Origin of the sequence: Paracoccus sp. NFXS7 (assembly GCF_040148865.1) — a bacterium.
Taxonomy (GTDB): Bacteria; Pseudomonadota; Alphaproteobacteria; order Rhodobacterales; family Rhodobacteraceae; genus Paracoccus; species Paracoccus marcusii.
Genome location: NZ_JAKEKV010000008.1, coordinates 12,965 through 34,323, shown reverse-complemented (window position 1 = coordinate 34,323; position 21,359 = coordinate 12,965). Strand labels below are relative to the sequence as shown.

The window sequence follows — 21,359 nt, the reverse complement described above, 5'->3', positions numbered from 1 at the left end:
ATCCGGCCCGCGGGTCGTGTTGGGGGGCCTTGAGGAAAGGCCGGGTGGGGCATGTGGGACTGGATATCTGAGAACAGCGGGCTGGTTCAGGCCGGAATGGCGGCGGTCACGGCGCTGGTCTGGATGGTGTATCTGCACATCATCGTGTCGGGCCTGCGCCGCCAGCGCCGGACCGAGATCCTGATCCAGCTGGGCGGCGCGCGGAACCTGTCCGCACGCATCCTGGTCAGCAACCTTGGGTTCGAGCCGATCTATGTGCTGGAGATCATGCTGACCGTCTGGACCGCCAGCGGAGAGCGCATGTCCTCGGTCGCCGACCGAACCGAGATCGCGCAGGGCCAGCACGCAACCCCGCGCGAGGCGACGCTGCAGGGACCGCTGAAAAGCGGCGATCACGTCGATATCGGCAGCGTGCTGGACCTGCTGGACCGCGCCCGCCACCGCAGCTTCGACGCGCTCGAGCCCGGCGACATCCGCGAGGTCGAGGTGACGGTGGCAGCCATCACCGCCGCCGACAGCCGCATCGCCGCCGCCGCCCGCCGTTTCGCGATGAAGGGAGAGGGCGACGACATGTCGCTGTGTCCGCAGAACCTCTATGCACGCCAGATCCGGTCGCGCTGGCGCCGCCGCCAGATCGAGGCCAAGCTGCGCGAGCGTCTGTGATCAGTCCCCGCCGAACAGATCGCGGGTGAACACGCGGTCGGCCACATCCTGCAGGTCCGGGGTCAGGCGGTTCGCCACGATCAGGTCGGCACGCGCCTTGAACGCGGCTAGGTCGCGGATCACCTCTGACCCGAAGAACCGCGCGTCGGGAAGGGCGGGTTCGAACACAACGACCTCAAGCCCCTTTGCCTTCAATCGCTTCATGATGCCTTGGACGGCGGATTGGCGGAAATTGTCGGACCCGGCCTTCATCACCAGGCGATGGATGCCCACCACCTGCGGCCTGCGCGCCAGGATGGCGTCGGCGATCACGTCCTTGCGGGTCCGGTTCGCCTCGACCACCGCGGCGATCAGGTTCTGGGGCACGTCGTTGTAGTTCGCCAGCAGCTGCTTGCTGTCCTTGGGCAGGCAGTAGCCGCCATAGCCGAAGGACGGGTTGTTGTAATGGGCGCCGATGCGCGGATCCAGCCCGACACCCTGGATGATCTGGCGGCTGTCCAGGCCAAGCGACAGGGCATAGCTGTCCAACTCGTTGAAATAGGCCACGCGCAGGGCAAGATAGGTGTTCGCGAACAGCTTGATCGCCTCTGCTTCGGTCGAGCCGGTCAGCAGGACCGGCACGTCGTCCTCCAGCGCCGCCTCGACCAGCAGGTCGGCAAAGGTCCGGCCGCGGGCGCTGTCCTCGCCCACCACGATGCGCGAGGGGTGCAGGTTGTCGTGCAACGCGCGCCCTTCGCGCAGGAATTCGGGGCTGAAGATCACCTGCTCCGTGCCAAGCCGGGCGCGAACGTCGCGGGTAAAGCCCACCGGGACCGTCGACTTGACCACGATCACCGCCTGCGGCGCCAGCCGCGTGACATCCCGGATCACGTCCTCGACGCTGGAGGTGTTGAAGTAGTTGGTGACCGGATCATAATCGGTGGGCGTCGCCACGATCACGAAGTCGGCCCCCGCATAGGCCGCCGCCGGGTCGGTCGTCGCGGTCAGGTCCAGGTTCTGGGTGGCCAGGTGATGGGCGATGTCCTCGTCGATGATCGGACAGCGCCGGTCGTTCAGCATGGCCACGCGCCCCGCGTCCACGTCCAGCGCGCGAACGGTGTTGCGCGCGGCCAGCAGGACGGCATTGGACAGGCCGACATAGCCAATGCCCGCGACGGCGATTGTTTTCCCGGACATGGTTGGCCCCTTGATGATGTGGCCGGCACAATAGCGTGCGGCGGCGGCGTTGCAACCGCCGCCGCGTGGAGTGCTAGATCGCCTTGGCTTCGGCCCGGCGCGCATGCAGCGCCGGTTCGGTATAGCCGGACGGCTGCTGCGTTCCGGTCAGCACCAGGTCACGGGCGGCCAGGAAGGCCGGCCCGTCAAAATCGGGTGCCATCGGGCGATAGGCGGGATCGCCCGCGTTCTGGCCGTCGACCTTGGCGGCCATACGGCGCAGCGCGTCCTCGACCTGGGCTTCGGTGATCAGCCCGTGCTCCAGCCAGTTGGCCAGGTACTGCGCGCTGATGCGGCAGGTGGCGCGGTCTTCCATCAGCTGCACGTCATCGATGTCGGGCACCTTGGAACAGCCGATGCCCTGATCGACCCACCGCACGACATAGCCCAGGATGCCCTGCGCGCTGTTGTCTAGCTCGCGCAGGACCTGATCCTGCGGGATCGGGCCGTCGGCCAAAGCCGGGGTCAGCAGCAGGTCCAGGTCGGGGATCGGCTGACCCTGCAGCTCGTCCTGGCGGGCGGCCACGTCGATCTGGTGATAGTGCAGCGCGTGCAGCGTCGCCGCGGTGGGCGAGGGAACCCAGGCCGTGCTGGCGCCCGATTTCGGGTGGCCGACCTTGACCTCCAGCATCTCGGCCAGGGCGTCGGGCTTGGCCCACATGCCCTTGCCGATCTGCGCGCGGCCCCGCATGCCCGACGCCAGGCCGATCAGCACGTTGCGATCCTCATAGGCCTTCAGCCAGGTGGCGGTTTTCATCCCGTCGCGACCCACGAAGGCACCCGCCTGCATCGAGGTGTGGATCTCGTCGCCGGTGCGATCCAGGAAGCCGGTGTTGATGAAGAAGATCCGGTTGCGGATCGCGTGGATGCAGGCGGCCAGGTTGGCGCTGGTGCGGCGCTCCTCGTCCATCAGCCCCAGCTTGACGGTGTTGGGGGCCAGTCCCAGGGCGGTCTCGACATGAGCAAAGACGCGGTCCGCGAATGCCGCCTCTTCGGGGCCATGCATCTTGGGCTTGACGACATAGATGGCGCCGGCACGACTGTTGCGGGGGCCTTCGGTCTTCTTCAGGTCATGGATGGCGCAGGCGACGGTGACCATCGCATCCATCAGCCCCTCGGGCGTGGACTGGCCGTCCTTGCGGATCACGTCGGTGGTCATCAGATGGCCCACGTTGCGCACCAGCAGCAGGGCGCGGCCCTGCAGCGTCACGGTGCTCCCGTCGGGCCGCGTCACGGTCCGGTCGCCCTCCAGGCGGCGGGTCATCGACGTGCCGCCCTTCTCGAAGGTCTCGGCCAGATCGCCCTTCATCAGGCCCAGCCAGTTGCCATAGACGCCGATCTTGTCCTCGGCATCGACGGCGGCGACGCTGTCCTCGCAATCCTGAATGGCCGACAGCGCGGCCTCCAGCACGACGTCGCGCAGCCCGCTGGCGGATGCCGCCCCGATCGGGTGGTCGCGGTTGATCACCAGCTCGACATGCAGCCCGTTGTGGCGCAGGACGTATCCGGTGTCGGCGCGGTCGCGGTGGGTGCCGACAAAGGCTGCCGGATCGGCCAGCCGCGCGGCCTGGCCCCCAACGGTCGCAACCAGCCCCTGCGCGTCGGCGTCATAGGCGGTGACGTCGGCATGGCTGCCCTGGGCCAGCGGCAGCGCCTGATCCAGGAACGCGGCCGCCTTGGCCACGACTGCGTCACGGCGCGCCGGATCGAACCCGCCCGACGGCACCGGACCCATCACGTCCGACCCGTACATCGCGTCATAGAGCGAGCCCCACCGCGCGTTCGCCGCGTTCAGGGCAAAGCGGGCATTGCTGACCGGCACGACCAGCTGCGGCCCGGCCAGGGTGGCGATCTCGGGGTCAATGTCGCCGTTCTCGACGGCAAACGGGGCTGGTTCGGCGACCAGATAGCCGATCTCGGTCAGGAAGGCGCGATAGGCGGCGGCGTCCCAGGGCTGGTTTCCGCAAGCCTTGTGCCACGCGTCGATCTGGCGCTGCAGCTCGGTGCGGCGTTCCAGCAGGGCGACGTTCTCGGCCGCGAATCCGTCCAGCAGCCCGGCGTAGCCCTGCCAGAAGGCATCCGCCGTCACGCCGGTTCCCGGCAGCACCTGCGCCTCGATGAACTTCGCAAAGTCGGTATCGACCTCAAGGCCGTGGCGGGGGGTGGCGGAACGGGTCATGGGGCTCTCCTCGGATGGCGGGGATTCGGCATCGGGCCATACCCCAAGGGTGGGATACGTCACCCCAGCAAGTTTGCCAAGGGTTTTGGAACGATTTTCCATTGTGTCCGCAAACAGGGTGTCGCGGCCTGGTGTCGCGGGGGTCCGGGGGCCCCGCAGCCTTGCCGCCCCCCTCGATGGGGGGTGGCGAGGCTTCCTTCCTTCATAGGCGCGCACATGATCACGATGTCCGTTTCCGCTGGCAGAATGTCGCAATTCTGCCGCGCCGTCGTTTGCCTGCGACTAGTTTGGGGCGAAAGCCACCCCGGACCCCCGAGCAGCGCCATGACCCAGACCTCCGACTTGACCACAGCCCAGCTGATCGCCGCCCGTCTTCCCGGCCACGCGCTTCCCCGCGACCTGTATTGCGGCGAACAGGCCTTCCAAGACGACCTGGAGCAGATCTGGTACCGGGAATGGCTGTTCGCCGGTCCCAGTTGCGAGCTGCCCAAGACCGGCAGCTACATCACCATGCAGGTCGGCCAGTATCCGGTCATCGTCACCCGCGGCGCAGACGGCCGCATCCGTGCCTTCCACAACGTCTGCCGCCACCGCGGCCAGCGTCTGTGCGCCAAATCGAACGGGACCAATCCCAAGCTGGTCTGTCCGTATCACCAGTGGACCTACGACCTGAACGGCAAGCTGCTGTTCGCGCGCGACATGGGCCCCGAGTTCGACCCCTCGAAATACAGCCTCAAGCCGGTTCATTGCGTGGACCTGAACGGCATGATCTTCATCTGCCTGGCCCAGGTGCCCCCCGCCATCAACGAACTGGCCGCCAACCTGACCCGCTATGCCGCGCCCTCGGGGCTGGCCGATGCCAAGATCGCCTTCAGCTCGACCATCGTCGAGAAGGGCAACTGGAAGCTGGTGATGGAGAACAACCGGGAATGCTATCACTGCAGCGGCAGCCATCCGTCGCTGTGCCGGACCTATTCCGACGATCCGCTGATGACGGTGATGGAAGGGCCGAACGCGGCCTCGCCCGAGATCCTGGCCCATTGGGACCGCTGCGACGCCGCCGGTCTGCCCGCCCGCTTCGTCAACGCGCCCGACATGCAGTGGCGCATGGCGCGGGTGCCACTGATGGACCATCAGGAAAGCTTCACCATGTCCGGCAAGGCCGCGGTGGCGCGGCGCATGGGCACGATGCCCTGGAATGACGCGGGCAGCCTGATGTTCTATCACTTCCCCTCGTCCTGGAACCACTTCCTGCCCGATCACGCCATCGTCTTCCGCATCCTGCCGATCAGCCCGACCGAGACCGAGGTCACGACCAATTGGCTGGTCCACAAGGACGCGGTCGAAGGCGTCGATTACGACCTCGAGACCCTGACCCGCGTCTGGCTGAACACCAATGACGAGGACCGCCAGGTGGTCGAGGAAAACCAGGCCGGCATCCTGTCCCCCGCCTACGAGCCCGGCCCCTATTCCCCCACGCAGGAGGCTGGTGTGATCCACCTGATCGACTGGTATTGCGGGTTGATGGCATCACGCCTCGGGATGCGGCAGGCGGCCGAATAGATGGCCAAGCCCCGCGTGAACTGGGCCGCCGAGCCGTGGTCCGATGACGAGCCGCTGGAATGCGTCATGGTCGTGCCCGAGACGCGCGACACCTCGACCTTTATCTTCCGGGCGCCGTCTGGCGCATGGTTCGACTATCAGCCCGGCCAGTTCGTGACGTTGGACCTGCCCGTCGATCCCGCCAAGGGGGCGGCCGGCAACGTCCAGCGGACCTACACGATCAGCTCGTCGCCGTCGCGGCCGCTGTCGATCTCGGTCACGGTCAAGGCGCAGTCGACCTCGATCGGCACGCGCTGGATGCTGGACCACCTCAAGCCCGGCATGCGGATCCGCGCCTTCGGCCCGAACGGCATCTTCAGCTTTCACCGCCATCCGGCGGCGAAATACCTGTTCATCTCGGCCGGGTCGGGGATCACGCCGATGATGTCCATGACCACCTGGGCCTGGGACCGGGCGCAGGACACCGACATCGTCTTCGTCCATGCCGCGCAGCGTCCGTCCGACATCATCTTCCGCGACCAGCTGGAACATTACGTCGCCCGCGTGCCCGGCCTGCAGCTGCGCCTGACCGTCGAACAGCCCGAACCGTTCCGCGTCTGGCACGGCTATCAGGGGCGGTTGAACAGCCTGATGCTGGGCCTGATGGCCCCCGACTATCTGGACCGCGAAGTGTTCTGCTGCGGCCCCGAGCCGTTCATGCAGGCCGTTCGCGAGATGCTGATCTCGCTTGGTTACGACATGGAGCGCTATCACCAGGAAAGCTTCGGCGCCCCCGTCGCCACCGAGGCCGAGGCCCCGGTCATTGAGGATGTCACCCCGGCCGACGATGCCAGCGCCCAGGTGACCTTCGCCTCCAGCGGCGTGACGGCATCCTGCGCGGAAACCGACACGGTTCTGGCGGTGGCCAAGCGGGCGGGGCTGAACATTCCGTCCGGCTGCACCTTCGGCCTGTGCGGCACCTGCAAGATCCGCAAGACCGCCGGAGAGGTCCACATGGTCCATAACGGCGGCATCAGCGATGAGGACATCGCCGAGGGCTGGATCCTGGCCTGCTGTTCGAACCCGATGGGGCGGATCACCGTCGAGGTCTAGCCCAGGATGACCCGATGCTCCTGCTGGCCCGTGACGCCTGCGGGAACCGCATAGGTGCAGCCGTCCGCGTCGCGCGGATCGTCCAGCCCCTGCCGTGCGGTCGTCGCGAACAGCGTCGTCATGTCCGCGCCGCCGAAGGCCGGGCAGGAGACGTGCGGCGCGGGCAGATCGATCGCCCGGTCAAAGCGGCCCTGCCGGTCATAGCGCGCGACACGCCCCGCGCCCCATTGCGCCGACCACAGCCCGCCTTGGGCGTCGATGACCGCGCCGTCGGGGTTCAGCCCTTCGGCGTTCAGGTCGATGAACACCTGCGGATCGCCCGCGGGCCAGCCGTCGCGGTCCAGCCGAACCTGCCAGATGGTCGAGCGGTCGGTATCGGCGAAATGCGCCAGATCGCCTTCGGGCGAAAAGCAGATCGCGTTGGTGATGGTGATGTCGGGGAACAGGCGGCGCAGCTCTCCGCGGTGGAACCGCCAGATCGACCCGGCATCGGGTTCCGCGTTCAGCCCCATCGTCCCGATCCAGAACCCGCCCTGCGGGTCGGCACGGCCATCGTTGCTGCGCGTCACGGCGTTGTCGGCCTCCAGCGGCACCAGGACCTGTGCCGCACCGTCGCGCAGATCCACCAGCGACAGCGCCCGGCTGGACGCCACGATGATCCGGTCTGCATCGACGATCCCCGCGGCCGAGACGGGATCGGCAAAGTCCCAGTAACGCCGCGCGCCGTCCATCGGCTTTTCGAACATGCGGCGACCGATGATGTCGAACCAGATCAGCGATTGGCGGTCGGGATGCCACAGGGCGCCTTCGCCCAGGGTGCAGGGGGTGTCGTCAAAGATCATGCGCTGGCCTCCCATGCGGCGACGATGGCAGCGGCCTTGGCGGCCACGGTGTCGGCACTGTCGCCGGGCTTGTACAGGCTGGATCCGATCCCGAAGCCCGCGGCCCCGGCACGGCGCCATTCGGCCATGTTGTCCACCGACACGCCGCCCACGGCCCAGCAGTCGGTTCCCGCGGGCAGGACCGCGCGCATGGCACGCAGGCCCGTGGGACCGATCAGCTCTCCGGGAAACAGCTTCAGGCCGGTGGCGCCCGCCGCCAGCGCGGCAAAGGCCTCGGTCGGGGTCATGACACCGGGATAGCTGGCCATGCCCGCCTCCACGGTGGCGCGGATCACGCCCGTGTCGCAATTGGGCGACAGGACCATCCGCCCGCCCGCATCGCGGACCGCCTGCACCTGGTCGGGCGTCAGCACGGTGCCCGCGCCGATCTGTGCGGCATCACCGAATTCGCGCGACAGGATGCGGATGCTGTCCAGCGGGTCCGGAGAGTTCAGCGGCACCTCCAGCCGGGTGATGCCGGCCTGGATCAGGGCATGGCCGACGGCGCGGGCGTCCTGCGGCGTCAGGCCGCGAAGGATGGCGATCAGGGGACGGGACATGGATTATCCTTGCAGAAATTGACGATGGGCCGCGGACAGGCCAGCCAGTGTGGCGTCCTGGACCGACATGCGCGCGGCGGGGACGCCCTGCGCGGCCAGCGCATCGGCGTAAAGCGCCGACAGGGCGGGGGCGCCGATGATGGTGACCTGCGATCCCAGCCACCAGGGCCGGGCCGCGGCCATCTCCCACCCGATCAGCGTACCCGACAGGCGTGCGCGTGCCGCGGCCGGGTCCAGCCCGGACAGAAGCGATTCCGCGCGCAGCTGGAACAAGCCCGCATAGCCGCGCTCTGGGCGGCTCATCGCATCCGACACCGCGTTGCGGAACAGTGCGGGATCGCAGTCGCCCTCGCCCACCGAATGGCGCAGGACCGACTGGTTGGCGATCAGGCCGAACAGTTCACCGGTCATGAAGCTTTTGAAGTTGCAGATCTCACCGGCCGAGATGCGGACCCATTTCGTATGCGTGCCCGGCAGGCAGGCGATCCCGTCAAAGTCCGGGTCCAGCGCCAGAAGGCCCGCGATCTGGGTCTCCTCTCCGCGCATGACATCTGCAGGGTCGTCCTGACGGACACCGCAGATGACCCGCACGGGCCGGCCGCCCGGATCGCCGGGCACCGCGACCATGCGCGGGGTGGCGGGGCAGGGGACGGGCGCATAGGGCGCCTCGACCCAGCCCTGGCGCGATCCGACCATGCCGCAGGCGATGACCGGCACGGCGGGCCACCCTTGGGTCGCCTGCGCCAGCACGCCCGCAAAGCGGTCAGGGGTCAAGCCGCCCATGCCCTGATCGCTGTCGCGGGCCTCGACCACGGTGCGGCCGGACATGGCCCACAGCCGCAGGTTGGTGGTGCCCCAATCGGCGGCAATCCAGTCTATCGTCACAGGCGCGTCCCTTCGATCACGGCGATGGTTTGCGGAAAGGCGGGGGGCAGGGCCACGCCCTGCGCCATCAGCGCCGCACCGTTCAGGGTCACCGCACCCCGCGACAGCGCAACAGAGGAACTGTGGTGACCCACGGGATGTTCCAGCATCGTCAGACGATAGCGCGCCTGCGGGTCCAACCCGGTCAGACGCAGCAGCGGCGGCTGCAACGCGACGGGGGCGTCGATCTGTGCGGCAAAGACCACCATGCGGCTGCCGTCGGCGGCCAGCTGCATCTCGGCCAGGCTGCCCGCAGGGCGGTCCAGCCGCCAGATGTCGCCTGCCATCATCCAGTCGCGGTTGGCCTTCCACCAGGTGGTGACGCAGGTCAGCGTCCTGGCCTCGGCGGTGGTCAGTTCACGCGGGTCCATCTCGAACCCCATGTGCCGCTGTGCCGCGGTCCAGGCGCGCAGGGCCATGGGCAGGACGCGCCCCGAGGTGTGGCACTCGCGCGGGCCGACATGGCTGCCCGTGACGCAGGCGGGCAGCAGCATCGCCGCGTGATGCTGGATGCGCAGGCGTTCGATCGCGTCGTTGCTGTCGGACAGCCAGACCCGACCGCAGCGGGTCAGGATGCCCGCGTCGATGCGGCCCCCGCCCGACGCGCAGCTTTCGAATTCCACCTGGGGATGGGCCGCGCGCAGCCGGTCGAACAGCGCATAGACGCCGCGCGTCTGCGCGGCATCGGGAAAGGGCGTCAGCCGATTGTGATCCCATTTGACATAGTCGATGTCCCAAGCGCCCAGGATGCCGCCGATGCGGTCGAACAGATGGTCGCGCACGTCGTCGCGGGCCATGTCCAGGTGCAGCTGGCTGCGCCCGCGGATCTGGTCCGCGGGGCCCAGCACCCAGTCCGGATGGGCGCGATAGAGGTCGCTGTCCTCGTTGATCATCTCGGGCTCGAACCACAGGCCAAAGCACATCTTCAGCGCACGGAGCTTGTCGATCAGCGGCTTGAACCCCTGGGGATGCTTGCGCGGGTCGATGGTCCAGTCGCCCAGGGACGAGCTGTCGTCGTCGCGCCGCCCGAACCAGCCGTCGTCCAGCACGAACCGTTCCGCGCCAAGGGCCGCGGCGCGTTCGGCGATCTGGGCCAGTTCGGTGGCGTCGTGGCGGAAATAGATCGCCTCCCACCCGTTGTAATGCACGGGGCGGGGCCGGCGCGCGGGGGGCAGGGCATCGCGGATGGTGCGCTGAAAGGGGACCGCCACGCTGTTCAGGCCCCGATCGCCGCGCGCCAGCCAGATCTCGGCCGTCTCGAAGACCATGCCGGGTGCGCGTTCCGACCCCGAGCAATGGCCCAGCTGGATCTGGCGGCGGCCGTCGGGCAGGGCCTCGACCAGCATCCGGTGGCCGCCGGACCAGCCGTAATGCAGGGCCACTACCTCTCCGCCGGTGTTGGTGGTGCCGGGGGCGGTCAGCCACAGATGCGGCGGATGTTCGTGCCCAGACCGGCCGGTTCGCGCGTCGCGCAGGCGCGCGCCGTGGTCCAGCGCGGTCGTCACCGGCTGGAACTCCCGCGTCCAGCGCCCCGCCAGTTCGGTCAGGTCGGACAGATGGGCGGGGACCGGCAGGGCCAGCGCCAGATGGTGCAGCGTCACCGCGGCGTCGGACGACAGCCGCGCGCGCAGGCCGATCAGCCCGTGATCCATCGCACGGATGGTGATGTCCAGCCGCAGGCCGGGCGCGACATGGCGCAGGGTCAGCGCGTCGCCCTGATCCGCGCTGTCGAGGCGCCAGTCCGGCTCCAGCGGCAGGCCGTTCTGGAACGCGACCAGCCCCGGCTGGCCCGGAAAGCTGCGCCGCGCCTCGGGGACCAGCGACAGGGGCGGCAGGGCGTCCAGCATGCCGCCGGTGATGCCGCCCGCCGCCGCCGCGACCAGCGCGTCCAGGTCGGTGTCGCCGGGCAGGGGCGCGCCCCAGTAGTGGCAGCAGGCTATGCCGCCGTCGCTGCCCAGGACCATGGTCTGGGCGGTCGTGTCGATGCGCCAGAGCCTCATTTCACCGCGCCCAGGGTCAGTCCGGCAATGAAATGCCGCTGCATCAGGAAGAACATCAGCACGGGCGGCAGGGCGGCCAGGATCGAGCCTGCGCTGACCAGGTGCCATGCGGCGATCCACTGGCCGTTCAGGCTGTTAAGCCCCGCCGTCACCGGCTGCGTGTCCGCACCCGTGGTCAGCACCATCGCCCAGAAATAGTCGTTCCAGATGAAGGTGAAGACCAGGACCGACAGCGCCGCGATGGCGGGCCGCACCAGCGGCAGCACGATATGCCAGAAGATCTGCCATTCGGTGACGCCTTCGACACGGGCGGCCTCGATCAGTTCGCGTGGCAGCGCCTTGATGAAGTTGCGCATGAACAGCGTGCAGAACCCGGTCTGGAAGGCGATGTGGAACAGCGCCAGGCCGGTGATGGTGTTGTACAGTCCCATGTCCACCGTCAGGTCGCGCACCGGCACCATCAGGATCTGGAACGGCACGAAATTGCCAGCGACGAACATGAAGAACACCACCAGCGACAGGCGGAACTTGTAGACCGCCAGCGCGAATCCGGTCAGGCAGGACAGCCCTACCGCGCCGATCATCACCGGAATGGTGATGCGGAAGCTGTTCCACAGGTACTGCGCCAGGGGCGAGTTGCGGAACACGTCGGCATAGTTCTCCCACGCGAAGCGGGACGGGATGCCGAAGTAGTTGCCCGCGGCCAGGTCGCCCGACGGGCGGACCGAGGTCATCGCGACCCCCAAGAGGGGCAGCAGCCACAGGACCAGCATGATCGGCAGCACGATCTTATAGGTGCGCTGTGCCGCGGGGGACATCGACTGGATGGGACGGGGAAACATGGGTCAGACCCCTTTCTCGTCGCGCCACATCTTCCAGATGAAGCCCGAGATGAAGATCATCATGATCGCGAACAGGACGACCGCGATGGCCGCGCCGTAGCCCATGCGATAGCCGTATTCCGACAGCGCCTGTTCGTACATGTAATAGGACAGCACGCGCGACGACCCGAAGGGTCCGCCCGAGGTCATGATGCTGACCAGATCGAAGCTGCGCAGCGCACCGATGACGGTCACGACCGCGGCGATGAAGGTCGCCGGGCGCAGTTGCGGCAGCACGACATGCCACAGCATTCGCCAGCCCTTGGCGCCGTCCAGGCGCGCGGCCTCGATCTGGTCGGGGGCGACGGCGTTCAGGCCGGTCAGGTACAGGATCATGCAATAGGCGATCTGCGGCCACAGGCCCGCCGCGATGATGCCATAGGTGACGAAGCGTTCGTCGGCCAGGATCGCGACGCCCGTGCCCGTGGCCCATTCGATCAGCGCATAGAGCAGCCCGAAGCCAGGCGCATAGAACCACGAAAAGATCAGCCCCACGACCACCTGGCTGATGACGAAGGGAAAGAAGAACAGCGACTTGTAGACGCGGATGCCGCGGATCGTCTGGTTCAGGAACAGCGCGATCATCAGCCCCAGGGGCACCGCCAGCAGATACAGCGCCAGCCAGATCACGTTGTTCTTCAGGCTGGTGTAGAAGGCCTCGTCCCACCAAAGCTCGTCGTAATTGGCCAGGCCGACCCAGGTCATCGGGCCCAGCCCGTCCCAATCGTGGAAGCTGACCCAGACCGACTGGAAGATCGGGATGATCACGTAGACCGAAAACATCAGCAGGCCCGGCGCCAGGAACAGCCAGGGCGTCAGCTGACGCCGGGACCGGCGGCGCGGCGGGGGGGTGTCGGGCAGGGCGGTCATGGTGCCACCTTCATCTTGCGGGGAAACGCGCGGGCGGGGAGGTCCCCGCCCGCGACGGGATCACTGGGCGTAGACGCGCTGGCGCTGACGCTCCAGCCGTTCGAGGATGGCGTCCAGGCGTTCGGGGCGGACCATGAATTCCTGGAACCCCTCCATCCCGGCCTTGGCCATCTCCGGCGGCGCGTCGCGGTCAAAGAACTGCGCGATGCCGCCCTCGGCGGTGGACAGCAGCTCGAAGCCCGCCTGCAGGAACGGGTCGTCGCCCACGTTGCTTTCGGCGTTGATCGGCAGCTGGCCAAGCGTGGCGTTCATCTTGGTCTGCACGTCGGGGCGCGCCATGAAGGCCAGGAACAGCTTGGCATCCTCGGGGTTCTTGGCCGCGGCGGGGATGTGGACCGTGTCGGTCGGCGCCTCCTCGGCGCGCGGGATGTCGGGGTTGATGGTCGGGAAGGGCATGAAGCCCAGGGTCTCGTCCGTCATGCCGCCGTCCTTGAAGGCCGCCACGGCAAAGTTGCCCATGACATAGTTCGCGGCCTTGCCCTGGACCAGGTTCGACACGGCGTCCTGCCAGTCGATCGCGGCGTGGTTGGCCGAGACATAGGGCAGCACCTTGGCGAATTCGGCAAAGACCGCGCGCACGCTGTCATCCGTCCAGGGGATTTCCCCGTTGGTCAGCTGCATGTGCCAGTCATAGCCGTTGGTGCGCAGCGACAGATAGTCGAACAGCCCCGCGACCGGCCACAGCGCCTTGGATCCGGTGGTCAGGCAGTCGATGCCCGCGGCCTTGAACTTCTCGCAATTGGCGATGAACTCATCCCAGGTCGCGGCGGGCTCGACGCCGACCTGCGCATAGACGTCCTTGTTGGTGTAGATGCCCCATTGGTAATAGGTGTAGGGGATGCCCCACTGCTTGCCGTCGATGGTCATCGACGACAGCGCGGATCCCAGGCTCTCGGTCAGGTTGTTCTCGGCCCAGATGTCGGACACGTCCATGAACTGGCCCGCCTCGACGAAGGGGCCCATCCGGTTGCCCGCGTACCAGTTCGCCAGGTCCGGCGCGTCGGCGGTCATGAAGTTCCGGATCGCGGTCTTATAGCCTTCGTGGTCGAACGTGTTCACCTGCACGTCGATCTCCGGGTACTCGGCCTCGAAATCCGCGATCAGCTGGTCGAACGCCGCCTTGGGCGCGGGATCGGACGCATCGGTATTGAACACCAGCACCCGGCTTTGCGCGAAGGCGGGGGCGGTGGTGGCAAGCAGCATCGCCAGCACCAGCCCTTTTCTCAGATGGACCATGGTCTCCCTCCCATTTTGGTTCCATATATTGAAACTTAGTTTTGAATATTGAAACTATGCTGCGAATCGCATAGCCTGTCAACAACGGGGGAGGGTGATGTGACGGTGCAGGGACGCGAAACGACGGATGGCACGGTGGGCCGCACGCTGGCCGTGCTGGACCTGGTCGCCGCCTTCGGCCGCCCCGTCCGCTTTGCCGAGATCCTGCCCGTCGCGGGCCTTCCCAAGGCGACGCTGTACCGGTTCCTGCAGGCGCTGACCCATCAGGACATGCTGGCCTATGACGAGGACCGCCAGACCTATGCGCCCGGCATGCGGCTGGTGCGGCTGGCCCATTCGGCCTGGGCGCAGTCCAGCCTGGCGCCCTTGGCGCAGCAGGTCCTGGACCGCCTGGCGGTCGATCTGGGCCAGACCATCCACCTGGCGCAGCTGGACAACGGCGCCGTCCTCTATGTGGACAAGCGCAACGCCAAGCTTCCGGTCGAGATGTTCGCCCAGTCCGGCAAGGTGGGCCCGGCCTATTGCACGGGCGTGGGCAAGGCGATGCTGGCCCATCTGCCCGAGGACAAGCTGGCCGCGGCCCTGTCGCGGCAGTCCTTCCACGCGCACACGCCCAACACGCTGACCACGCCAGACGCCTTGCGCGACGAGCTGGTCCGCATCCGCCAGCGCGGCTATGCGCTGGACGACGAGGAACACGAGACCGGCATCGCCTGCCTTGCCGCCCCCATCCTGTCGGGGACCGGGCGCATCCTGGGCGCGATCTCGGTGACGACCACGACGGCCACGACCAGCCGCGACCAGCTTCTGTCGCTGGCAGGCCCCGTGACCCAGGCTGCGGCGCAGATCGCCGCGACCGCCGACACCTGGCGGTTCCCCGAACACAAGCAAGCATGAGGTTGCCATGTCCGGCGTCCAGCTAAGCCGCGTCACCAAGGATTTCGGCCCCGTGCGGGTCATCCACGGCGTCGACCTGCAAGTCAGGCAGGGAGAGTTCTGCGTTTTCGTCGGCCCCTCGGGCTGCGGGAAATCGACCCTGCTGCGCATGATCGCGGGGCTGGAGGAGACCAGCGCCGGCCAGATCATGATCGAGAACCAGGACGTCACCGATGCCGACCCGGCTGACCGGGGCGTGGCGATGGTGTTCCAGACCTATGCGCTGTACCCGCACATGACGGTCGCGCAGAACATGGGCTTCGGGCTGAAGATGAACGGCCATCCCAAGGCCCAGATCGCCACCAAGGTGGCCGAGGCGGCCCGCATCCTCAAGCTGGACCCGCTGCTGGACCGCAAGCCCGCCAACCTGTCGGGCGGCCAGCGTCAGCGCGTGGCCATCGGCCGCGCCATCGTGCGCGGCCCCAAGGTGTTCCTGTTCGACGAGCCGCTGTCGAACCTTGACGCTGAACTGCGCGTCGAGATGCGGGCCGAGATCGCGCGCCTGCACCGCGAGCTGGGCGCGACGATGATCTATGTCACCCATGACCAAGTCGAGGCGATGACCATGGCCGACAAAATCGTCGTGCTGCGGTCGGGCCGCATCGAGCAGGTCGGCAGCCCGATGGAGCTGTACGACGATCCCGACAACCGCTTTGTCGCAGGCTTCATCGGCAGCCCGGCGATGAACTTCGTGGCGGGGCGCGTGCAGGGTGGCCAGGTCGTCACCCCGGCCTTTGACGCGCCGCTGGACCGCCACGGTCCCACCCTGACCGAGGGGCGCGCGGTCGAGATCGGGCTGCGTCCCGACGCGCTGACGCTGACGCCGCACGGCCCCTTCCGCATCGACCTGGCCGAGAACCTGGGCGGGACGACCTATGCCCATCTGCGCGCCCCGACCGGAGAAAAGCTGATCGTGCAGACGACGCAGCGGCTGGACCCGGCCGGCGGCGGCAGCGTGGGCCTGAGCTTCGACGCGGCGGATGCGTTCTTCTTCGACGCGGATAGCGGGCAGCGGCTGAGATGAGCCTGCGCATTGGACTCGTGGGCTTGGGCACCATCGCGCGTGCGCAGCACCTGCCCGCCATTGCCGCGACGGACGGCCTGACGCTGACCGCCATCGCCAGCCGCAACGCCACGCTGGAAGGCGTCGCCAACCACCGCGACGTGACGCAGATGCTGGGCGATGTGGACGCGGTGTCGCTGTGCACCCCGCCGCAGGCCCGGTTCGATCAGGCCATGGCGGTGCTGCGCGCGGGCCGCCACCTGATGCTGGAGAAACCCCCTGGCGCGACCCTATCCGAGATGGCCGTCCTTGAGGCCGAGGCCGCGCGCCAGGGCGTGACCATCCACGCCACCTGGCACTCGCGTGAGGCCGCGGCGGTGGACGCGGCCCGCGACTGGCTGGCCACGACCCGAATCCGCGCCGTCCGCATCGACTGGTGCGAGGATGTGCGCAAATGGCATCCGGGCCAGGAGTGGATCTGGCAGCCCGGTGGCCTGGGCGTCTTCGACCCCGGCATCAACGCGCTGTCGATCCTGACCGCGCTGATCCCCGGCGTGCGGCTGGTCGGCGCTGACCTGCACGTCCCCGCGAACCGCCAGACCCCCATCGCCGCCGATCTGAGCCTGGAGGCGGGCCATCCCATCGCCGCGCATTTCGACTGGCGCGTGACGGGGGATGAGACCTGGCAGATCGCCTTCGACACCGATGTCGGCCCCGCGACCCTGTCCGAAGGCGGCGCGCGCTTCACCGCGCCGGGCCTGGAGACCGCCGGTGAGAACCGCGAATATGCCCGCCTTTACGCCCGGTTCCGCGATCTGGTCGCGGCGGGCGGCAGCGACCTGGACCTGGCGCCGCTGCGCCTGGTTGCCGATGCCTTCCTGACGGGCCGCCAGCACGCGGCCCCCGCTTTCGAGGACTGATATGAAAATCACCGCCATCGAGACCTTCATCGTTCCGCCCCGCTGGTGCTTCGTCAAGATCAGCACGGATGAGGGCATCAGCGGTTGGGGCGAACCCGTCCTAGAAGGCCGCGCCGCCTCGGTCGCCGCCTGCGTCGAGGAGTTGTCGGATTACCTGATCGGCCGCGACCCGCGCCTGATCCAGGACCACTGGACGGTGATGTATCGCGCGGGCTTCTATCGCGGCGGCGGCATCCACATGTCGGCCATCGCCGGCATCGACCAGGCGCTGTGGGACATCAAGGGCAAGGATCTGGGCGTGCCGGTCCATGCCCTGCTGGGCGGCCAGCAGCGCGACCGGATCCGCGTCTATTCCTGGATCGGCGGCGACCGTCCGGGCGACACGGCGCGGATGGCGCGCGATTGCGGCGACCGGGGCTTCACCGCCGTCAAGATGAACGGCACCGAGGAGATGCAGTTCGTCGACAGCCACGCCAAGGTCGATCAGGTCCTGGAGCGCGTCCAGGCCATCCGCGAGGAGATGGGCCCCGATTTCGGCATCGGCATCGACTTCCACGGCCGCGTCCACCGCCCGATGGCCAAGGTGCTGGCCAAGGAGCTGGAGCCCTTCCGCCTGATGTTCATCGAGGAACCGGTCCTGTCGGAACATGCCGAGGCGCTGCGCGAGATCGCAAACCATTGCTCGACCCCCATCGCCTTGGGTGAACGCCTGTATACCCGGTGGGACTTCAAGGCGATCCTGCAGGGCGGTTTCGTCGACATCATCCAGCCCGATCCCAGCCATGCGGGCGGCATCACCGAGACCTATCGCATCGCCGCCATGGCCGAGGCGCATGACGTGGCCTTGGCGCTGCACTGTCCGCTCGGCCCCATCGCGCTGGCCGCGAACCTGCAGCTGGATGCGGTCTGCTACAACGCCTTCATCCAGGAACAGTCGCTTGGCATCCATTACAACCAGGGCAGCGACCTGCTGGACTATCTGACCGACCCATCGGTCTTTGCCTATGACGACGGCTTCGTCGCGATCCCGCAGGGGCCGGGTCTGGGCATCGAGGTGAACGAGGACAAGGTCCGCCAGATGGCCGCCGAAGGGCACCGCTGGCGCAACCCCGTCTGGCGCCATGCCGACGGCAGCTTTGCGGAGTGGTGATCATGCGGACCGTCCAGAAACTGAACCACGGCTGGATCTTTGCCGAAGGCGCGGCCGATCCTGCCGCGCCGCTGTCGGGCGCGTCGGTCACGCTGCCGCATAACGCAGTCGACCTGCCGCTGAGCTATTTCGACGAGACCTGCTATCAGCGCGCCTTCACCTATCAGCGCGTGATCGCATGGGATGACGCATGGGCGGGCCGCCGGGTGCAGCTGCGCTTTGACGGGGCCATGGCCGACAATGTGGTCTGGGTGAACGGCGTGCAGGTCGTGGCCCATCCCGACGGCTATACCCCCTTTGTGGCCGACCTGACCGACCATCTGCGCCCCGGCGACAACCGGGTCACGGTGCGCATCGACGGGTCGGAGAACCCCGCCATCCCGCCCTTCGGCGCGCAGATCGACTATCTGACCTATGCGGGGATCTATCGCGATGTCTGGCTGATGGTGCTGCCCGAACGGCACCTGACCAATGCGCGCATCCTGACGCCCGATGCGCTGTCGGACGCCAAGACTATCGTGATCCGCCCCGAGGTCACCGCCCCCGGCCCGGTCCGCGCCCGCCTGCTGGACGGCGACCGTGAGATTGCCGTCGTGGAGGGCGAGGGGGATCTGACCCTGTCGGGCCTGACCGGCCTGTCGCTGTGGTCCACGGACGACCCGAAGCTTTACACGGTGGAATTGAGCCTTCCCGACAGCGGCGACGTGACCACGCATCGCTTCGGCTTCCGCACAGCGGAGTGGAAGCCGCAGGGGTTCCTGCTGAACGGCCAGCCGATGAAGCTCCGCGGGTTGAACCGGCATCAAAGCTGGGCCCATCAGGGCTATGCCGCGGGCCGTCATGCGCAGGAACGCGACGCCGAGATCATGCGGTTCGATCTGGGCTGCAACATGGTGCGTACCTCGCATTACCCGCAGAGCCCATGGTTCCTGGACCGCTGCGACGAGATCGGGCTGCTGGTCTTCGAGGAAATCCCGGGCTGGCAGCATATCGGCGATCAGGCGTGGCAGGATCGCAGCGTGGAGAATGTCCGCGCGATGATCACCCGCGACTGGAACCACCCCAGCATCGTCATCTGGGGTGTGCGCATCAACGAAAGCCCGGACAACCACGATTTCTATCTGCGCACCAACGCGCTGGCGCGCGAGCTGGACCCGACGCGCGCGACCGGGGGTGTGCGCTGCATCACCGACAGCGAGATGCTGGAGGACGTTTATACGATGAACGACTTCATCCTGGACGAATCCGAGCTGCCGCTGATCAACCGCCCGCGCAAGGCGCTGCGGTCCGTGGCCGAGGTCACCGGGATCAAGAAGCCGGTGCCCTATCTGGTCACCGAATATAACGGCCACATGTTCCCGACCAAGGCCCAGGACCCCGAACTGCGCCAGATGGAGCACGTGATCCGTCACCTAGAGGTGCTGAACGCCGCCCATGGCGATGCGGGCATCGCGGGGTCGATCGGATGGTGCATGTTCGATTACAACACGCACAAGGATTTCGGCGCGGGCGACCGCATCTGCCATCACGGCGTCATGGACATCTGGCGCGAACCGAAATTCGCCGCCCATGCCTATGCCAGCCAGAAGCCACCGTCAGAAGGCATCGTAATGGAGCCGGTCACCTTCTGGGCACGGGGCGAACGCAACATCGGCGGCGTCCTGCCGCTGATCGTGCTGACCAACTGCGACGAGGTCGAGTTCGAATGCGCAGGCGTCACCCGCCGCGTCGGCCCCGACCGAGAGCGGTTCCCCCATCTGCCGCATCCGCCGGTCATCATCGACCACCGCCATATCAGCGCCGAGGAGCTGGGCCAGTGGGGCATGAGCTGGCATCCGGGCCGCATCACCGGCTGGCTAAACGGCGAACAGGTCGCGCTGCGCGACTATGTGGCCGATCCGCTGCCCACCACGTTGCAGATCGCGCCCGACCGCGACACGCTGCCTGCGGATGCGGATATCGACCTGCGGGTGATGCTGCGCGCGCTGGACCAGGCGGGCAACCGGCTGCCCTTCCTGGATGCGGCGATCGCGGTGACGGTGGACGGCCCCGCGCGCCTGATCGGGCCTGACCTGCGGATGCTGCAGGGGGGAACCACGGGCATGCTGCTGCGCCTGACGGGCGAGGCGGGGACGATCCGCATCACCGCCCGCCATCCGCAGTTTGCGGAGGCCGTGGCCACCGTCACGGTCGGCTAGGGGCGGTCCAGCAGATAGCGCGTCTCGGTCCGCCAGACGGTGCCGGGACGCAGGATCGTGGGCGGAAAGTCGGGGCGGTTCGGGGCGTCGGGCCATTCCTGCGCCTCGAACGCGACGGCGGATTGGGGGCGGGCGATCTGGCCGGGGTGGCCGGCAAGGCCCGTCTGCGAGAAATGGCCACCGTCATAGACCTGCAGCCCGGGCGCCGTCGTCAGTACCCGCAGCCGCAAGTCTGGCGCCGTCAGGCTGGCCACCTGCCGCAAGGGGCCATGCCCGTCGGCCAGGCACCAGCAATGGTCCGGCCCCGCATCTCCAAGCGGCCGGGCCGTGCGGAAATCGAACCGCGTGTCCGCCACCGGGGCCGGGGCATCGGGCAGGGGGATCAGCGCATCGTCCACAGGCAGATAGCGGTCGGCCTCGATCTGCAGCATCTGGTCCGCGGCCCCATCGGGCGACAGCGTCCAATAGCCGTGATGCGTCAGGTTACAGGGCGTCGGACGCGTGGCCGTCGCCTGCAGCACGACGCTGAGTGACGCCGTGCCGTCGTGATCGCCAAGCGACAGGGTTGCCAGTGCCTGCATCGCGCCGGGAAAGCCCATCTCTCCGTCGGCGAAATCGAGGGCAAGGGTCACGGCATCGGGCGCGGCGCGCGTGATGCGCCACAGGCGGACCGATGCCCCCTCGGTGCCGCCATGCAGGCAGTTCGGCCCTTCGTTCGCGTCAAGATCCTGAACCCGGCCCGACAGGCGGATGCGCGCACCCGCGATGCGGTTGGCATAACGCCCGACCAGCGCGCCCACATGGCGGAACGGGTCCGTCAGATAGGTCGCGGGGTCGGGATGTCCCAGAACCAGCGGATGGTCGATCCCGTCCAGGCGCAGGTCCTGGACGATGCCGCCAAGCGTCAGCACGCGCGCGCGCAGCCGTCCCGCCTGCAGGTCCACGGCCTGCACCCTGCGCCCGTCGGGCAGTTGTCCCATGTCGATCATCGCATCCCCCCTTTGGGCGCGATCAGACCGCGCCCCGCC

18 protein-coding genes are annotated in these 21,359 nt (G+C 67.8%); 8 read left to right on the top strand and 10 right to left on the bottom strand.

Going from position 1 to position 21,359, the window contains the following annotated elements:
• Positions 1-51 precede the first annotated feature (51 nt).
• The gene (locus LZ686_RS13705) at positions 52-663 is read left to right on the top strand and encodes a hypothetical protein (RefSeq protein WP_045999827.1); all 612 of its coding nucleotides are present in this window, start codon (positions 52-54) and stop codon (positions 661-663) included.
• Here LZ686_RS13705 and LZ686_RS13700 read toward each other — a convergent pair whose 3' ends face one another.
• The gene (locus tag LZ686_RS13700) at positions 664-1,839 is read right to left on the bottom strand and encodes a nucleotide sugar dehydrogenase (RefSeq protein ID WP_349548155.1); all 1,176 of its coding nucleotides are present in this window, start codon (positions 1,837-1,839) and stop codon (positions 664-666) included.
• Positions 1,840-1,912: 73 nt separating this feature from the next.
• The gene (locus LZ686_RS13695; protein ID WP_349548154.1) at positions 1,913-4,057 is read right to left on the bottom strand and encodes a malate synthase G; all 2,145 of its coding nucleotides are present in this window, start codon (positions 4,055-4,057) and stop codon (positions 1,913-1,915) included.
• Between the two features lie 324 nt (positions 4,058-4,381).
• Here LZ686_RS13695 and LZ686_RS13690 point away from each other — a divergent pair, with 324 nt between their 5' ends.
• Positions 4,382-5,620, top strand: coding sequence for an aromatic ring-hydroxylating oxygenase subunit alpha (locus LZ686_RS13690; protein WP_349548153.1), 1,239 nt, complete (start codon positions 4,382-4,384; stop codon positions 5,618-5,620).
• Positions 5,621-6,712, top strand: coding sequence for an FAD-binding oxidoreductase (locus LZ686_RS13685; protein WP_045999823.1), 1,092 nt, complete (start codon positions 5,621-5,623; stop codon positions 6,710-6,712).
• Here the strand turns inward: LZ686_RS13685 and LZ686_RS13680 are convergent.
• The 7 genes from LZ686_RS13680 to LZ686_RS13650 are packed head-to-tail and all read right to left on the bottom strand — an operon-like array spanning position 6,709 to position 14,124.
• Positions 6,709-7,554: an SMP-30/gluconolactonase/LRE family protein gene (locus LZ686_RS13680; protein WP_349548152.1), complete on the bottom strand. Its 846-nt coding sequence runs from the start codon at positions 7,552-7,554 to the stop codon at positions 6,709-6,711. The genes LZ686_RS13685 and LZ686_RS13680 overlap by 4 nt on opposite strands.
• Positions 7,551-8,153 (bottom strand): 2-dehydro-3-deoxy-6-phosphogalactonate aldolase, encoded by a 603-nt coding sequence (locus LZ686_RS13675; RefSeq protein ID WP_349548151.1) that lies wholly within the window; start codon positions 8,151-8,153, stop codon positions 7,551-7,553. Before LZ686_RS13675 ends, LZ686_RS13680 begins: the two co-directional genes overlap by 4 nt.
• Before the next feature lie 3 nt (positions 8,154-8,156).
• Entirely contained in the window at positions 8,157-9,038 is an 882-nt protein-coding gene (locus LZ686_RS13670; RefSeq protein WP_349548150.1) for a 2-dehydro-3-deoxygalactonokinase, read from the bottom strand.
• The gene (locus LZ686_RS13665; protein ID WP_349548149.1) at positions 9,035-11,077 is read right to left on the bottom strand and encodes an alpha-galactosidase; all 2,043 of its coding nucleotides are present in this window, start codon (positions 11,075-11,077) and stop codon (positions 9,035-9,037) included. The genes LZ686_RS13670 and LZ686_RS13665 overlap by 4 nt, the downstream gene beginning before the upstream one ends.
• Positions 11,074-11,919, bottom strand: coding sequence for a carbohydrate ABC transporter permease (locus LZ686_RS13660; RefSeq protein WP_127899469.1), 846 nt, complete (start codon positions 11,917-11,919; stop codon positions 11,074-11,076). The genes LZ686_RS13665 and LZ686_RS13660 overlap by 4 nt, the downstream gene beginning before the upstream one ends.
• A 3-nt stretch (positions 11,920-11,922) precedes the next feature.
• Positions 11,923-12,828 (bottom strand): carbohydrate ABC transporter permease, encoded by a 906-nt coding sequence (locus LZ686_RS13655; protein ID WP_349548148.1) that lies wholly within the window; start codon positions 12,826-12,828, stop codon positions 11,923-11,925.
• 60 nt (positions 12,829-12,888) lie between these two features.
• A complete protein-coding gene (locus tag LZ686_RS13650; protein ID WP_349548147.1) occupies positions 12,889-14,124 on the bottom strand; it encodes an ABC transporter substrate-binding protein in 1,236 nt (411 codons plus the stop codon).
• Positions 14,125-14,229: 105 nt separating this feature from the next.
• On the opposite strand from LZ686_RS13650, the gene LZ686_RS13645 reads away from it, so the two are divergent.
• Genes LZ686_RS13645 through LZ686_RS13625 form a run of 5 tightly spaced genes read left to right on the top strand, consistent with a single transcriptional unit; the run spans position 14,230 to position 20,331 of the window.
• Positions 14,230-15,021 carry an IclR family transcriptional regulator gene (locus tag LZ686_RS13645; RefSeq protein ID WP_127899557.1) on the top strand — a complete coding sequence of 264 codons (792 nt, stop codon included), beginning with the start codon at positions 14,230-14,232 and terminating at the stop codon, positions 15,019-15,021.
• Between the two features lie 7 nt (positions 15,022-15,028).
• Entirely contained in the window at positions 15,029-16,084 is a 1,056-nt protein-coding gene (locus LZ686_RS13640) for an ABC transporter ATP-binding protein (protein ID WP_127899471.1), read from the top strand.
• Complete coding sequence (locus LZ686_RS13635) at positions 16,081-16,983, top strand: Gfo/Idh/MocA family protein (protein ID WP_349548146.1); 903 nt, start codon at positions 16,081-16,083, stop codon at positions 16,981-16,983. Before LZ686_RS13640 ends, LZ686_RS13635 begins: the two co-directional genes overlap by 4 nt.
• A 1-nt stretch (position 16,984) precedes the next feature.
• Entirely contained in the window at positions 16,985-18,133 is a 1,149-nt protein-coding gene (gene dgoD / locus LZ686_RS13630; protein ID WP_349548145.1) for a galactonate dehydratase, read from the top strand.
• A gap of 2 nt (positions 18,134-18,135) precedes the next feature.
• Positions 18,136-20,331, top strand: coding sequence for a glycoside hydrolase family 2 protein (locus LZ686_RS13625; RefSeq protein ID WP_349548144.1), 2,196 nt, complete (start codon positions 18,136-18,138; stop codon positions 20,329-20,331).
• On the opposite strand, the gene LZ686_RS13620 is transcribed toward LZ686_RS13625, so the two are convergent.
• Positions 20,328-21,320, bottom strand: a complete 993-nt coding sequence (locus LZ686_RS13620; RefSeq protein ID WP_349548143.1) for an aldose epimerase family protein — start codon at positions 21,318-21,320, stop codon at positions 20,328-20,330. The genes LZ686_RS13625 and LZ686_RS13620 overlap by 4 nt on opposite strands.
• Between the last annotated feature and the right edge of the window lie 39 nt (positions 21,321-21,359).

What these genes read in the sequence shown, in the direction of transcription:
- LZ686_RS13705 (WP_045999827.1), top strand. Translation starts at nt 52, where the DNA reads ATGTGGGACTGGATATCTGAGAACAGCGGGCTGGTTCAGGCCGGAATG.
- LZ686_RS13700 (WP_349548155.1), bottom strand. Translation starts at nt 1,839, where the DNA reads ATGTCCGGGAAAACAATCGCCGTCGCGGGCATTGGCTATGTCGGCCTG.
- LZ686_RS13695 (WP_349548154.1), bottom strand. Translation starts at nt 4,057, where the DNA reads ATGACCCGTTCCGCCACCCCCCGCCACGGCCTTGAGGTCGATACCGAC.
- LZ686_RS13690 (WP_349548153.1), top strand. Translation starts at nt 4,382, where the DNA reads ATGACCCAGACCTCCGACTTGACCACAGCCCAGCTGATCGCCGCCCGT.
- LZ686_RS13685 (WP_045999823.1), top strand. Translation starts at nt 5,621, where the DNA reads ATGGCCAAGCCCCGCGTGAACTGGGCCGCCGAGCCGTGGTCCGATGAC.
- LZ686_RS13680 (WP_349548152.1), bottom strand. Translation starts at nt 7,554, where the DNA reads ATGATCTTTGACGACACCCCCTGCACCCTGGGCGAAGGCGCCCTGTGG.
- LZ686_RS13675 (WP_349548151.1), bottom strand. Translation starts at nt 8,153, where the DNA reads ATGTCCCGTCCCCTGATCGCCATCCTTCGCGGCCTGACGCCGCAGGAC.
- LZ686_RS13665 (WP_349548149.1), bottom strand. Translation starts at nt 11,077, where the DNA reads ATGAGGCTCTGGCGCATCGACACGACCGCCCAGACCATGGTCCTGGGC.
- LZ686_RS13660 (WP_127899469.1), bottom strand. Translation starts at nt 11,919, where the DNA reads ATGTTTCCCCGTCCCATCCAGTCGATGTCCCCCGCGGCACAGCGCACC.
- LZ686_RS13655 (WP_349548148.1), bottom strand. Translation starts at nt 12,828, where the DNA reads ATGACCGCCCTGCCCGACACCCCCCCGCCGCGCCGCCGGTCCCGGCGT.
- LZ686_RS13650 (WP_349548147.1), bottom strand. Translation starts at nt 14,124, where the DNA reads ATGGTCCATCTGAGAAAAGGGCTGGTGCTGGCGATGCTGCTTGCCACC.
- LZ686_RS13640 (WP_127899471.1), top strand. Translation starts at nt 15,029, where the DNA reads ATGTCCGGCGTCCAGCTAAGCCGCGTCACCAAGGATTTCGGCCCCGTG.
- LZ686_RS13635 (WP_349548146.1), top strand. Translation starts at nt 16,081, where the DNA reads ATGAGCCTGCGCATTGGACTCGTGGGCTTGGGCACCATCGCGCGTGCG.
- dgoD (WP_349548145.1), top strand. Translation starts at nt 16,985, where the DNA reads ATGAAAATCACCGCCATCGAGACCTTCATCGTTCCGCCCCGCTGGTGC.
- LZ686_RS13625 (WP_349548144.1), top strand. Translation starts at nt 18,136, where the DNA reads ATGCGGACCGTCCAGAAACTGAACCACGGCTGGATCTTTGCCGAAGGC.
- LZ686_RS13620 (WP_349548143.1), bottom strand. Translation starts at nt 21,320, where the DNA reads ATGATCGACATGGGACAACTGCCCGACGGGCGCAGGGTGCAGGCCGTG.